The 13,505-nt window shown below is 73.2% G+C and carries 9 protein-coding genes and 1 pseudogene; 4 read left to right on the top strand and 6 right to left on the bottom strand.

The genetic code is table 11. From position 1 onward, the window contains the following. Window positions 1-84 precede the first annotated feature (84 nt). Both KBX00_RS20615 and KBX00_RS20620 read left to right on the top strand, forming a co-directional pair. Entirely contained in the window at window positions 85-1,098 is a 1,014-nt protein-coding gene (locus tag KBX00_RS20615) for a LacI family DNA-binding transcriptional regulator (RefSeq protein WP_210829382.1), read from the top strand. 275 nt (window positions 1,099-1,373) lie between these two features. Continuing rightward, window positions 1,374-2,390: an NAD-dependent epimerase/dehydratase family protein gene (locus KBX00_RS20620; protein WP_210829384.1), complete on the top strand. Its 1,017-nt coding sequence runs from the start codon at window positions 1,374-1,376 to the stop codon at window positions 2,388-2,390. On the opposite strand, the gene KBX00_RS20625 is transcribed toward KBX00_RS20620, so the two are convergent. Next, a complete protein-coding gene (locus KBX00_RS20625) occupies window positions 2,387-3,361 on the bottom strand; it encodes a nitroreductase (protein ID WP_210829386.1) in 975 nt (324 codons plus the stop codon). The genes KBX00_RS20620 and KBX00_RS20625 overlap by 4 nt on opposite strands. Window positions 3,362-3,625: 264 nt before the next feature. Here KBX00_RS20625 and KBX00_RS20630 point away from each other — a divergent pair, with 264 nt between their 5' ends. After that, complete coding sequence (locus KBX00_RS20630) at window positions 3,626-4,264, top strand: response regulator transcription factor (RefSeq protein ID WP_210829388.1); 639 nt, start codon at window positions 3,626-3,628, stop codon at window positions 4,262-4,264. Between the two features lie 10 nt (window positions 4,265-4,274). Here the strand turns inward: KBX00_RS20630 and KBX00_RS20635 are convergent, their stop codons facing one another. Next, window positions 4,275-5,948 carry a GAF domain-containing sensor histidine kinase gene (locus tag KBX00_RS20635; protein WP_210829504.1) on the bottom strand — a complete coding sequence of 558 codons (1,674 nt, stop codon included), beginning with the start codon at window positions 5,946-5,948 and terminating at the stop codon, window positions 4,275-4,277. A 122-nt stretch (window positions 5,949-6,070) separates the two neighbouring features. After that, the gene (locus KBX00_RS20640) at window positions 6,071-7,105 is read right to left on the bottom strand and encodes a nitroreductase family protein (protein WP_301548302.1); all 1,035 of its coding nucleotides are present in this window, start codon (window positions 7,103-7,105) and stop codon (window positions 6,071-6,073) included. A gap of 148 nt (window positions 7,106-7,253) precedes the next feature. Here KBX00_RS20640 and KBX00_RS20645 point away from each other — a divergent pair, with 148 nt between their 5' ends. Further along, a complete protein-coding gene (locus KBX00_RS20645) occupies window positions 7,254-9,173 on the top strand; it encodes a heavy metal translocating P-type ATPase (RefSeq protein ID WP_210829398.1) in 1,920 nt (639 codons plus the stop codon). Between the two features lie 23 nt (window positions 9,174-9,196). On the opposite strand, the pseudogene KBX00_RS20650 reads toward KBX00_RS20645, so the two are convergent. The 3 genes and pseudogenes from KBX00_RS20650 to KBX00_RS20660 form a co-directional block, all read right to left on the bottom strand. After that, window positions 9,197-10,084, bottom strand: a pseudogene (locus KBX00_RS20650) (universal stress protein). Between the two features lie 13 nt (window positions 10,085-10,097). Next, window positions 10,098-12,491 carry a phosphoketolase gene (locus KBX00_RS20655; protein WP_210829400.1) on the bottom strand — a complete coding sequence of 798 codons (2,394 nt, stop codon included), beginning with the start codon at window positions 12,489-12,491 and terminating at the stop codon, window positions 10,098-10,100. Window positions 12,492-12,608: 117 nt separating this feature from the next. Further along, window positions 12,609-13,439, bottom strand: a complete 831-nt coding sequence (locus KBX00_RS20660; protein WP_210829402.1) for a universal stress protein — start codon at window positions 13,437-13,439, stop codon at window positions 12,609-12,611. Window positions 13,440-13,505 lie beyond the last annotated feature (66 nt).

Below are 13,505 nucleotides of genomic sequence, written 5' to 3' on the forward strand. Positions count from 1 at the left end.
GTGTGGGCGGGCGGCTGGTTGCCCGTCCTGGCCGCCCCGGGGCATGGTGCGGGCTGTCGCCGTACCGGTTGGGTGGGGAGTGCCGTGGTTGCCAGAGACACCCGGAAGATCACAATATCCGCGATAGCGGACCTGGCGGGCGTGTCGGTGCCGACGGTGTCCCGGGTGATCAATGGTCGTTCGGATGTGGCTCCGCAGACCCGGGAGCGGGTGGAGGAGTTGCTGACGCGGCATGGTTACCGGCGTCGGCCGTCGAGCATGCGGGCCAGCTCGGGGTTGGTGGACCTGGTCTTCAACGACCTGGACAGTCCGTGGGCGGTGGAGATCATCCGGGGTGTGGAGGATGTGGCGCACGCCGTCGGGGTGGGCACCGTCGTCTCGGCCATCCACCGGCAGACCTCCTCCGCCGAGCAGTGGCTCGACGGCATGCGCCGGCGGGGCACCGAAGGCGTGATCTTCGTGACCTCGATGGTCGAGCCGCCCCTGCAGGCCGAACTGCGTCGGCTGAGCATCCCGGTGGTGATCGTCGACGCGGACGGACTGCCGGCCCGGGAGGCGCCGACCATCGGCGCCACGAACTGGGCGGGAGGCCTGCGGGCGACGGAGTATCTGATCGGGCTGGGGCATCGGCGGATCGGGTTCATCGCGGGGCCGCCGCAGTTGATGTGCAGCCGGGCCCGGATGGACGGCTACCGGGCCGCGCTGGAGGCCGCCGGGCTGTCCTTCGACGAGAGCCTGGTCTGCCCGGGCGACTTCTACCACGAGGCCGGGTTCAACGGTGGGGCGCGGTTGCTGGGGTTGACCGAGCCGCCGACGGCGATCTTCGCGTCGAGCGACCAGATGGCGCTGGGCGTGTACGAGGCGGTCCGGCAACGGGGTCTGCGGGTACCGGACGACATCAGCGTGGTCGGCTTCGACGACCTGCCGGAGGTGCGGTGGTGCTCGCCGCCGCTGACCACGGTGCGGCAGCCGCTGGCCGAGATGGGCATGCTGGCGGCGCGGACGGTGCTGCGGCTGGCCCGGGGCGAGCAGGTGGAGAGCCCTCGGGTGGAACTCGCCACCGAACTCGTCATCCGGGACAGCGCCGCCCCGGCCTAACCGACTACCGATATTTTTCCGGAAGTTGTTGACGCCGTATCCGGCGGGGCCGACGATGGGACTCGCCGTCCTTTCACCAAGGAACTGGCTGGTGGTGCCCGCCGTGCCCGCGGCACCGCCCGGCCGTGTCCGGCGGACGCCCACGCCGCCCGCCGGACACGGCACCCACCTTCCAACCGACTCGACGCAGGTCGTCGCCAGCTTCTGCCGAGGGCAGATCCGCTGACGGTGAACGAGCCGCCCCGGCACCACCGACGAGGGGCAGGGTGGCTCACATGAAACTCCTCATGCTGGGCGGGTCGGGATTCGTGGGCAGGGCGGTGATCGCCGAGGCGACGCACCGGGGCTGGGCGGTGACGGCGTTCAACCGGGGGCGGCACGGGGCGCCTCCGGCCGGCGTACGGCACCTGATGGGTGACCGCACCGCCGTCGACGGGTTGGCCGCGCTGGCCGAGGGGGAGTGGGACCTCGTCGTCGACACCTGGGATGGTGCGCCCCGCGCCGCCCAGGCGACGGCGCGGATGCTGGCCGGACGGGTCGGACACTACGTCTACGTCTCCAGCGGGTCGGTGTACGCCCAGCCGGTGCCGGCTGGCGTGACCGAGCAGGCTTCGGTTGTCGACGCCGGCCCGGACGATGTCGACGGCGACTACCCGACGCTCAAGGCCGGTGCCGAGCGGGCCCTACGCGCGGTGCTCGGCGACCGGGTACTGCTCGCCCGGGCCGGTCTCATCCTCGGACCGGGTGAGGACATCGGCCGGTTGCCGTGGTGGCTGAACCGTCTCGCCCGGGGTGGTGAGGTGCTCGCGCCCGGCCCGGTCGACCTGCCCGTGCAGTACGTCGACGTCCGCGACCTGGCCGCCTTCCTGCTGGACGCCGGTGCCGCCGGTCGTCCTGGAGCGGTGAACGTGGTGAGCCGACCCGGACACACCACCATTGGCGAACTGCTCACCGTCGGCGTGGCGGCCACCGGCGCCGCCGCTCGGCTGCGCTGGGTCGAGCCGGGGCGACTGCTCGCCGCCGGGGTGCAACCGTGGACCGATCTGCCGATCTGGATCCCGCCGGGGCACGAGTACCGGTGGTTGCAGCAGATGGATGTCAGCCGCGCGTACGCCGACGGGCTCGGCTGCCGACCGGTCACCGAGACCGTCGTCGACACCTGGGCCTGGTTGCGTCGGGTGGGTTCGGTGCCGGCCCGGGCCGGTCGACCGGCCCGGCAGCCGGTCGGTCTGGAGCCGGCCCGGGAAGCCGGCCTGCTCGCGGCGCTGACCACCGACCGCCCACCGCGCTAGCCAAGGGGCACCGGCAGGTCCAGCACCTCGTCGACGGCGCGGCGGGGGGTGGGCCAGCCCGGCTGGCCGTACCCGATCCGCATCACCATCTGCGGCGTACCGAATCGTCCCAGCGACAGCCGGAGCTGCTCCCGGGCCGATGGCACCTCGATCGGTTGGGACAGCATCGACACCGACAGCCCGGCGTCGGTGGCGGTCAGCAGCACCCGCTGCAACGCCTGGCCCGCGACCACCTGGTCGACGGCGGTGTTGCCGGCGGAGCCGAGCACCGCCACGAGCGGCTCCGGTTCGAAGTCTCGCCCGGGTGCCCGTTGGGTGCCGCCGAAGCCGCGCGACGGAAGCAGGTCCTGCGGCTCGGCCCGGGGGCCGCTGGCGGTCACCGGCACGCCGTCCGGCTCGGTTCCGGCGCGTACCCACGCCTCGCGCTCCGCCCGGTAGGCGGGGTCGCGTTCGAGGACCCGGTGCGCGCCGCGAGCGATCTCGGCGAAGGCGTTGACGGCGCTCACCCCGATCAGCAGCTCCAGCCAGCAGTGCTCGGCCCGGGCCGCCTCACCCAGCCGCCAGCGGGAGTCGGCCGGGACCGGGTCGGGCCAGAACGGGGCACGGTTGCTGAACCGGCGCGGGATGGCCGCGTACAGGTTCTGCTCGGCGGGGCTGGGTCGGCGCGGCAGGTCCGGCACCAGCCGGGCCAGCACGTCCGGCTCCGACGGGTACGGGCGCAGTCGCACCGTCGCCGGTGCGCCGGCCACCGCCAGGGCCAGGCGCAGGTTGAACAACGCCGCCCCACCGGCGACGCGGGCACCCCAACCGCTCGGGTCGGTGGCGGGCAGCCGGCGGGTCGGGTCGAGGAGCACCTCGATGCCACCGTCGCGCAGTCGGAACCGCCACGGCTGGACGTTGTGCAGGGACGGTGCCCGGACCGCGTCGGTCGCGGCGGCCCGCAGTTGTTCGACGGTGTAGCCGGTCTCCATGGTCGTGCCCCCTCGCGTCCGCCTGGTACCTCCCCACGATTGCGCCCCGCCAACCCCCGCCAGCAGGGCCACACGTCCCGACCCCCCGGGACCCACCGCCCACCCAGCTCTCGGTCGATCATGAAGTTGTTGCCCGACACGCCGAGGTGAGGTGGTAACAACTTCATGATCGACCGTCTGGAGATGTCGGGGAGGTCGGGGTGGGCGGGGAGGTTGGGACTTTTGGCCCGGGTGGGGGTGGGTGGGAGGGGGTAGAAAGGGGGGATGATCCGGGTGTTTCTGCTTGACGACCACGAGGTCGTCCGTCGTGGTCTGGCCGACCTGCTGCATGCCAGTGGGGACATCGAGGTGGTCGGTGAGTCCGGTTCCGCACCGGAGGCGGCCCGCCGGATTCCGGCGCTGCGGCCCGACGTGGCGATCCTCGACGCCCGGCTGCCCGACGGCAACGGCATCGACGTGTGCCGGGACGTACGGGCCGTGGACTCCTCGATCAAGGGGCTGATCCTCACCTCGTACGAGGACGACGAGGCGCTGTTCGCGGCGATCATGGCTGGTGCCTCCGGGTACGTGCTCAAGCAGATCCGGGGTACCGACCTCGTCGACGCGGTGCGCCGGGTGGCGGCCGGCCAGTCGCTGCTCGACCCGGCGATCACCACCCGGGTGCTGGACCGCATCCGCAGCGGCGTGGAGCAGCCCCGCGAGTTGCAGGCACTCACCGAGCAGGAGCGGCGCATCCTGGAGTACGTCGCCGAGGGGCTGACCAACCGGGAGATCGCCAGCAGGATGTTCCTGGCCGAGAAGACGGTGAAGAACTACGTCTCCAGTGTGCTGGCCAAACTCGGTCTGGAGCGACGCACCCAGGCCGCGGTGCTGGCCACCCGCCTACTCGGCAAGACGCACTGACCAGCGCGGCTCAGGCCGCTAACGGCACCGACCAGTGCAGCTCGGTGCCGTGGGGTTCGGCACCGCGTACCTCGAAGGTGCCGCCGTGCCGTTCGGCGCGTTCGCGCAGGTTCACCAGCCCGCCCCGGGCGGCGGCCGGGTCGCAACCCACGCCGTTGTCGGTGACGGTGACGGCGACCCGGGTGGCGTCCACGCGTACCGCCACCGACACCGCCGTTGCCTCGGCGTGGCGTACCGCGTTGGACAGCGCCTCGCGGAGCACGGCGGCCAGTTCGGGGCGGACCTCGTCCGGCACGGCGCTGTCGATCGGCCCGGTCAGCTCCAGCCTCGGCCGGAAACCAAGTGACTCGGCGGCGGCCTCCACCGCCTCGCGGATCTCGGTGCGCAGCGCCGCGCTCATCGGGGTACGCAGCTCGAAGATGGTGCGGCGGATGTCCTTGATGGTGGTGTCCAGGTCGTCGACGGCGGCATTGATCCGCTTGGCGACCTCCGGCCGCGCCGTCAACGGCACCGCGCTCTGCAGTTGCAGACCGGTGGCGAACAGCCGTTGGATCACCACGTCGTGCAGGTCCCGGGCGATCCGCTCGCGGTCCTCCAGCACCACCAGTTGCTCGCGTTCCTCCTGGCCACGGGCGCGTTCCATGGCCAGCGCCGCCTGGCCGGCGAAGCTGCCCAGCAGGGTCACGTCGTCGTCGGTGGCGCCGCCGTGCTCGGCGCTGTGCGCGATCACCAGCACGCCGTGCAGGGTGTCCGCGGTGGCCAGCGGAGAGATCACCGCCGGCCCGGTGTGCAGCACCGCCGGCCACGGCGCGGCGTGGGCCAGATCCTCCACCGAATCGTGCCGGCCCGCCACGACCGGCCCGGCGAAGCTGGTGTCGGCGGCCGGCAGCACCGTGCCTACCAGCGCGCGGGCCTGGGTGCCGACGCCGTCGACGACCTCGACGGTGAATTGCTCCGCCTCCTCGTCGTATAGCAGCACCAGGGCCAGTTCGGCCTCGGCCACCTCGCGGGCGCGCCGCGCCACCAGGGTCAGTGCGTCGGTACGGCGCACCTCGCCGAGCAGCAGCGAGGTGATCTCGGCGGTGGCGGCGAGCCAGCGTTCCCGCCGGTTGGCCAGCGCGTACAGCCGGGCGTTCTCGATCGCCACGCCGGCCGCACCGGCGAGCGCGACGACGATCTCCTCGTCGTCCTCGGTGAACTCGGCGCCGCCCTGCTTCTCGGCCAGGTAGAGGTTGCCGAAGACCTGGTCGCGGATGCGTACCGGCACGCCGAGGAAGGTGTGCATCGGCGGATGGTGCGGCGGGAAGCCGTACGAGTTCGGGTGCTGGGTGATGTCCGGCATCCGCACCGGCTTCGGCTCGTCGATGAGCAGGCCGAGCACTCCCCGGCCGTGCGGCAGGTCACCGATCTTCGCGTGCAGCTCCGGGGAGATGCCGTGGGTGATGAAGTCGTGCAGCATCCGGTCGGGGCCGATCACCCCGAGTGCGCCGTAGCGGGCCCCGGCCAGGTCGCAGGCCGCCTGCACGATGCGCCGCAGGGTGCTGCGCAGATCCAGGTCGGTGCCGATGCCGACGACCGCGTCGAGCAGCGCCCGCAGCCGTTCCCGGCTGGTCACCACCTCGCCGACGCGATCCAACATCTCCTGGAGCAGCTCGTCCAGGCGGACTCGGGACAGCGGGCTCAGGCCGAGCGACGGTGGCTCGTGCCGGGGGTTGGGTGCGCCGACGGTCACCCGGCGATGCTAACCGGCGACTGCCGGCATCGAAACGCCCGATGCCGGCAGGTGCGGTGGGCCGGGGTCGCGCGTCAGGCGGCGTCGCCGGACACCGCCGAGGTGTCCACCACCTGCTCGCGGGGCAGTCGCGGGGTGTGCGGTGGGCCGGCGTGCGCCGGGTCGGCCACCCCGAGACGCAGGCCGAGGTACGGGTGGCCGAGCCCGGCGAGCAGCTGGCGCAGGGTCTGCCGGGTGGCCGGCACCTCGACCACCCCGCTGAGCGGCACCATCGAGACACCCAGTCGGGTGGCGACCAGCCAGGCTGCGGACAGCGCCTCGCCGGCACGTAGCCAGTCGACCGGTTCGTCCTGGTCGCCGTAGAGCACCGCGTAGGACGCCGCCCGGTCGTGTCCCGGGCCGACCGGCAGCGTGCCGGCGCGACCGAAGTCCCGCCCCGGCACGGTGGTCTGCGCGGGCTGCTCCGGCAACACCTCGGGAGTGAGCCCGGCGCCGCCGGCACGGCTGGTCCAGTACTCCAGTTCCTCCCGCAGCCGGGAGTCCTCCGCCTCGACCGTGGCGGCCTGCGAGGCGGACGCGGCCAGTTGCAGCACCTGGTCGCGGTCGAGGACCTCCAACCGGGCACCTTCCTGGACGGCGGCTGCCGCGATGGCGCTCAACGAGTCGTCGGAGACCGGCTCGTCGCTGACCGGACGCCGGTCGGTGTGCCGCACCTGCATGCACTGCACCGCCCGCATCGCGTCCGGGTCGGCGCCGGTGGCCCGTGGCTCGGTGAGCCGGGCGAGCAGATCGGTGTCGTCGGGGTCGGGCAGCCGTTGCACACTTGTCGCCCATCCTTCGGCGGCCAACGCCAGCCGGGCGTGGTGCAGCGCCGCACCGCAGCTGAGGGTGACCAACTCGCCCTCCGGGTCGGTGGCGGCCAACCTGCTGTCGCGTACCACCCGCAGCTCCAGCGCGTCGGGCAGCACCCGCCAACGCCACGGCTGGCTGTTGTGCACCGACGGCGCGTGACCGGCCATCGCGGCGGCCTCCGCGAGCGCGGTGGTCAGCGGGCGGTGGGTAGCCGGCGTCTGGTGGCTCATCCTCACGACCTTTCCGTCTCTGCCCATCGTGCCGCACCTCGGTACGGCTGTGGGCGCGGTCCGGTTCATCGTGCGCCATCGGCCGACGCCTCGCACGATCCGCAGGTCCCGACCGGGTGGGCCGGGTGACCCGTGTTCCGCCCCGAGGGCCCGGCCCGGCTGAGACGATCCGCAGGTGGGGGAGCAGCGGTCGGCAGGTGACCGGGGCGAGTGCCTGCCGGACCGGCCGGCGCGACCCGAACCCGAGGGGCCCGGTCGGCGGCGTCGGAGCTGGTGGCTGTGGATCCCGCTGGCCGGACTCACGCTGCTGGTGCTGGCCGGTGCGGCGGGGCGACTGGCCGGGCATCCGAGCGTGGCCGACGCGCTGTGGGCGGTGGCGACGCTGGTCGCGTTGCTGCCGGCAGCCGCGTCGGTGCTGCGGGACCTGCTGCGGCGGCGGTTCGGCGTGGACGTCATCGCCGTCCTGGCGCTGGGCGGCGCACTCGTCGTCGGCGAGTACCTGGCCGGTGCGGTGGTCGCGGTGATGCTGGCCACCGGGCGGACCCTGGAGGCGTACGCGCAGCGCCGGGCTACCCGGGATCTGCGGGCGCTGCTGGAGCGGGCACCGCGTACCGCACGGCGGCGTACCCCTGACGGTGGCGTCGACGTGGTGCCGGTGGACCGGGTGGCGGCCGGTGACCGGTTGCTTGTCGGCCCGGGCGACGTGGTCGCCGTCGACGGTGTCACCGAGAGCGCCGCGACGCTCGACGAGTCGGTGGTCACCGGGGAATCCCGGCTCGTCGAGCGGGCGGCCGGGGCCCGGGTGGCCAGCGGCGTGGTCAACGCCGGGGCCGCGTTCGGGCTGCGGGCCACGGAGAGCGCCGAGCGCAGCACGTACGCCGGCATCGTGCGGCTGGCCGAGGAGGCGACCGCCCGCAAGGCACCGACGGTGCGGCTGGCGGACCGGTACGCCGCCGCCTTCGTGCCGTTCACGCTCGTGCTGGCCGGGCTGGGCTGGGTGCTCTCCGGCGAGTTCCTCCGGGCGGTGGCGGTGCTTGTGGTGGCGACACCGTGTCCGTTGCTGCTGGCCACCCCGATCGCCATCGTGTCCGGGTTGTCCCGGGTGGCCCGGCGCGGGGTGCTGGTCCGCGACGGCGGTTCGCTGGAGGTCCTGGGCCGGGCGCGCACCCTGCTTGTCGACAAGACCGGCACGCTCACCGCCGGCCGTCCCCGGGTCGCCGACACCGTCGTGGCTGCCGGGGCTGATCCCGGCGAGGTGTTGCGGTTGGCCGCCTCGGTGGAGCAACTGTCCTCGCACGTGTTGGCGGCGGCGCTGGTGCGCGCCGCCGGGGAGCACGGCCTTCGGCTGGTCACCCCGGCCGAGGTGACCGAGGAGCCGGGCCGGGGAGTGAGCGGGCGGGTGGACGGCCGGCGCGTCCGGGTCGGCCAGTTCTCCGGGACGTTGCCGGCGTGGGCCGAGCGGGCCAGCCGCCGGGCCGGCGCGGCGGGACACTCGCTGGTCTGGGTGACCGACGAGACCGGGCCGCTCGGCGCGGTCCTGCTTGAGGATCCGGTACGCCCGGACGCCCGCCGGACCGTGGCTCGGCTGCGTGCCGCCGGGCTCACCCGGATCGTGATGGTCACCGGCGACCGGCCGGAGGATGCCCGCCGGGTAGCCGACGCGGTGGGCGTCGACGACGTGCTGGCCCGGTGCAGCCCGCAGGAGAAGGCGACCCGGGTCCGCGCCGAGGCGGGCCGGGCGGTGACGGTGATGGTGGGTGACGGGGTGAACGACGCTCCGGCGCTGGCGGAGGCGCAGGTCGGCGTGGCGATGGGAGCTACCGGGGCGACCGCCTCGGCCGACGTCGCCGACGCGGTGCTCAGCGTCGACCGCCTCGATCCGCTGGCCGACGCGGTCGAGGTGGCCCGGTACGCCCGGCGGATCGCGGTGCAGAGTGCCACGGTCGGCATGGGGTTGGCGCTGCTCGCGATGGGGTTCGCGGCGGCCGGTCGGCTGCCGCCCGTGGCGGGCGCGTTCCTTCAGGAGGGCATCGACGTGCTGGTGATCCTCAACGCGCTACGCGCGCTCCGGGGCGGTTCTCGTGGGCCGGCCTGACAGCGGCCGGCCCACGGCGCACCTCAGCGTTCCCGCACCACCGCGACCGGGCAGTGGGCGTGCTGGAGAAGCTGCTGGCTGACCGAGCCGAGCAGCATGCCCCGCAGTCCGCCGCGTCCCCGGGTGCCGACGACGACCAGCTGCGCGTTGCGGCTGGCGTCGACGAGTAGACCGGCCGGCGCGGCGGCGGCGGTCTCGACCGTCACCTCCACCTCGGAAAAGGTGTCCTGCCAGCGGTGCAGCGCCTCGTCCAGCTCGGCGCGCTGGTCGGCCAGCGCCGCGTCGCGGGCCTGCTCGCCACGCAGGCTCCACTGATCGCGTCGAGGCTGCTAGGCCCGCACCACGTGCAGCGGTACCCGACGCAGGGCGGCCTGCTCGAAGGCGAAGCCGAGGGCCAGCAGTGAATGCTCCGAGCCGTCCACCCCGACGGCGACGTGCCCGGCCCGGTCACTCTCGGCCGGCCGGCGACGGACCACCACCACCGGGCAGTGCGCGTGCGCGGTGACGTTGACCGCGGTCGAGCCGGCGAGCAGACCGGCGAACCCGCCGTGCCCGCGGCTGCCCAGCACCAGCAGGCCGGCCTGCGTCGAAGCCTCCTCCAGGATCAGGGCGGGTGGACCGTCCAGCACCTCGCCGCGTACGTCCAGGCCCGGGTTGCTGGCGGCGGCGTCCGCCGCGGCCTTGCCGACCAGCTCCTCGACCTGCCGGCGGGCCTGCTCGTCGGGCCACATCCCCGGCGTGACGCCCGGACCGACCCAGCCGGCCACGGTCAACCACTCGAAGACGTACGCCAATCGGACCGGCCGGCCGTCGTGGCGGGCCTGATCCAGCGCCCACTCCAGGGCCGCCGCGGCGTCCGGCGAGCCGTCGTAGCCCACCAGGATCTCCGCTCCCGCGCCGTGCTCGCTCATGACGGGCATCTCCTCACCGATTGGTCGGGTCGGTCTCGCGGACCCACCGCCACTCGGACACCCGGGGGTCGTCCTCGCCGAACCGGCGGGTGTAGTCGCGGGCGGACTGGCGGGCGTCGGTCATCTCCTGACGCAGGTGTGCGGCGCGGGCGGCCAGCCCCGGCACCCGGTCGATCACGTCGATCACGAGGTGGAAGCGGTCCAGGTCGTTGAGCATCACCATGTCGAACGGTGTGGTGGTGGTGCCCTCCTCCTTGTACCCGCGTACGTGGAGGTTCTCGTGGTTGGTCCGGCGGTAGGTCAGCCGGTGGATCAGCCACGGGTAGCCGTGGTACGCGAAGATGATCGGCTTGTCCCGGGTGAACAGCGTGTCGAACTCGGAGTCCGGCAGGCCGTGCGGGTGCTCGGCGGCCGGCTGGAGCCGCATCAGGTCGACGACGTTGATCACCCGTACCTTCAGCTCGGGCAGGTGCTGGTGCAGCAGGTCCGCCGCGGCGAGGGTCTCCAGCGTCGGCACGTCGCCGGCGCAGGCGAGCACGACGTCCGGCTCGCTGCCGTCGTCGGTGCTGGCCCAGTCCCAGATGCCCACGCCCCGTCGGCAGTGCGCGATGGCCTCGTCCATGGTGAGCCAGCTGGGCGCCGGCTGCTTGCCGGCCACCACCACGTTGATGTAGTGGCGACTACGCAGGCAGTGGTCCATGGTGGAGAGCAACGTGTTGGCGTCCGGCGGCAGGTAGACCCGCACCACCTCGGCCTTCTTGTTCATCACGTGGTCGATGAAGCCCGGGTCCTGGTGGGAGAACCCGTTGTGGTCCTGCCGCCAGACGTGGCTGGAGAGCAGGTAGTTCAGCGAGGCGACCGGCTGCCGCCACGGAATGCCACGGGTGACCTTGAGCCACTTGGCGTGCTGGTTGACCATCGAGTCGACGATGTGGATGAACGCCTCGTAGCTGGTGAAGATGCCGTGCCGGCCGGTGAGCAGGTAGCCCTCCAGCCAACCCTGGCACAGGTGCTCGGAGAGGACCTCCATCACCCGCCCGTCGGGCGAGAGGTGGTCGTCGCCGTCGACCGTGCCGGCCATCCAGGCCCGGCCGGTGACCTCGAAGGCCGCCTGGAGCCGGTTGGAGGCGACCTCATCCGGGCCGAACAGCCGGAACGTCTGCGGGTTTGCGGTGATCACGTCCCGGACCCACTTGCCGAGTTCGCCGGTGGCGCTGGTGACCGTCGCACCGGGACGGGGCACCGCCACGGCGTAGTCGCGGAAGTCGGGCAGGACCAGATCGCGCAGCAGGGCCCCGCCGTTGGCGACCGGGTTGGCGCTCATCCGTCGTGGACCCCGGGGCGGCAGGTCGGCCACCTCGGCGACGGGTGCGCCGGTGGCGTCGAACAGCTCGTGCGGACGGTAGCTGCGCAGCCACCGCTCCAGTTCGGCCAGGTGTTCCGGATTGCTGCGCACCGCGGAGAGCGGCACCTGGTGGGCGCGATAGGTGCCCTCCACCTGCTTGCCGTCGACGTCGCGTGGCCCGGTCCAGCCCTTCGGGGTACGCAGGACGATCATCGGCCAGCGCGGGCGTTCGACAGCCGCGCCGGTGCGGGCCCGGCGTTGGATCTCCGCGATCTCGTCAAGTGCGCGGTCCAGGGTGGCCGCCAGGCTCTGGTGCACCACGGCCGGATCGTCGCCGGCCACAACGTACGGCTGGTAGCCCTGGCCTCGCATCAGGTCGAGCAGGTCGGACTCGGGGATGCGGTCCAGCACCGTCGGGTTGGCGATCTTGTACCCGTTGAGGTGCAGGATGGGCAGCACCGCGCCGTCGCGGGCCGGGTTGAGGAACACGTTGGACAGCCAGCTGCCGGCCAGCGGGCCGGTCTCCGCCTCGCCGTCCCCGATGACACAGGCGACCAGCAGGTCGGGGTTGTCGAAGGCGGCGCCGTAGGCGTGGCTGAGCGCGTACCCCAGCTCACCGCCCTCGTGGATCGAACCCGGCACCTCCGCCGCGACGTGGCTCGGGATGCCGCCGGGGAAGGAGAACTGCCGGAACAGCCGGGCCATGCCGGCCTCGTCGCGACCGATGTCGTGATACAGCTCGCTGTAGGTGCCTTCGAGCCAGGTGTTCGCCACCAGCGCCGGCCCGCCGTGACCGGGCCCGGTGATGTAGATGGCGCTGAGGTCCCGCGCCACGATGGCCCGGTTCAGGTGGGCGTAGATCAGGTTCAGCCCGGGGGAGGTGCCCCAGTGCCCGAGGAGGCGGGGCTTGACGTGCTCGGCGGCCAGCGGTTCCCGCAACAGGGGATTGTCCAGCAGGTAGATCTGCCCGACGGTGAGATAGTTCGCCGCTCGCCAGTAGGCGTCGAGCCGGCGCAGTTCGTCGTCGGTCAGGGGGCTTCGCAGGTCTACGGCGGTGTCCATACTGCTTGAGCCTCTCGCGGGTCGGTGAGTCCTGCATCCGCAACGCGCGGTTTCCTCTGTCAGCTTCGCCGAATCGGCGATCCTGGATCAGGGCCGTTGGTCCCGCCGGCCCGGGTGTCACGACCCGTCCGGGTCGGGTGTGTCGGTCACGCCGCGGATCACCAGCACGGGGGACGGGGCGTGGTAGAGCAACGACTGGCTGACCGCACCGAGCATCCCGCGCAGCGGCTCCTCACCCCGGGCGGCGACCACCACCAGCTGCGCCGAGCGGGACTGGTCGACAAGTACGTCACCGGGTTCGCCCCGGATGACGTGGCACTCGACCGGGGCGTCGGGATGGTCGGCCCGATGCCGGGACACCGTCTCGCTGAGTCGTTCGGTGGCCTCCTCGACGGTGCCGTCGGAGTCGACCACCCAGATCGCCAGCAACCGGGCCTCGTGCCGGGTGGCGCAGGTGAGGGCCCAGTCGAGTGCCATCTCGCCGGAGGCCGAGCCATCGACCCCGACCAGCACCGGACCGGAGGGTGGCGGTTCCCGCCGGGCGACCAGCACCGGGCACTCGGCGCGGGCGGCCACCTGCACGGCCGGACTGTCCGCCGGGATGCAGCGGTCGCAGTGGGCCATCCCGCCGTCGCCGACCACCACCAGGAAGGCGGTCTCCGACCTGCGGACCAGGTTCGCCACCGCCGAGCCCTCGGCGATCTCGGCGGTGACCGGTACACCCGGCTCGTTCGCGTTGGCCGCCGCGGTCGCCTCGGCGATCAACTGTTCGGCGTGGCCCCGGGAACTGGAGACCGCCGGCGCGTCGAAGGCCGCCCAGTTGAAGGCGTGCAGCAGGTGCAACCCGCGTCCGTGGGCGGCGGCGACCCGGGCGGCGAGACGGGCCACCGGCAGGGCGTCCTCCGGACCGACGCCGACGAGCACCGGCGCGTCGCTGGCTGCGGCCATCCGCCATCACCCCCGCAGCTGTCGCGCTCGGCCTGCTGTTGAGGCTAGTCGCGCCGGTGCGGCGCC

Origin of the sequence: Micromonospora sp. C95, from assembly GCF_018070465.1 — a bacterium.
Classification (GTDB): domain Bacteria; phylum Actinomycetota; class Actinomycetes; order Mycobacteriales; family Micromonosporaceae; genus Micromonospora.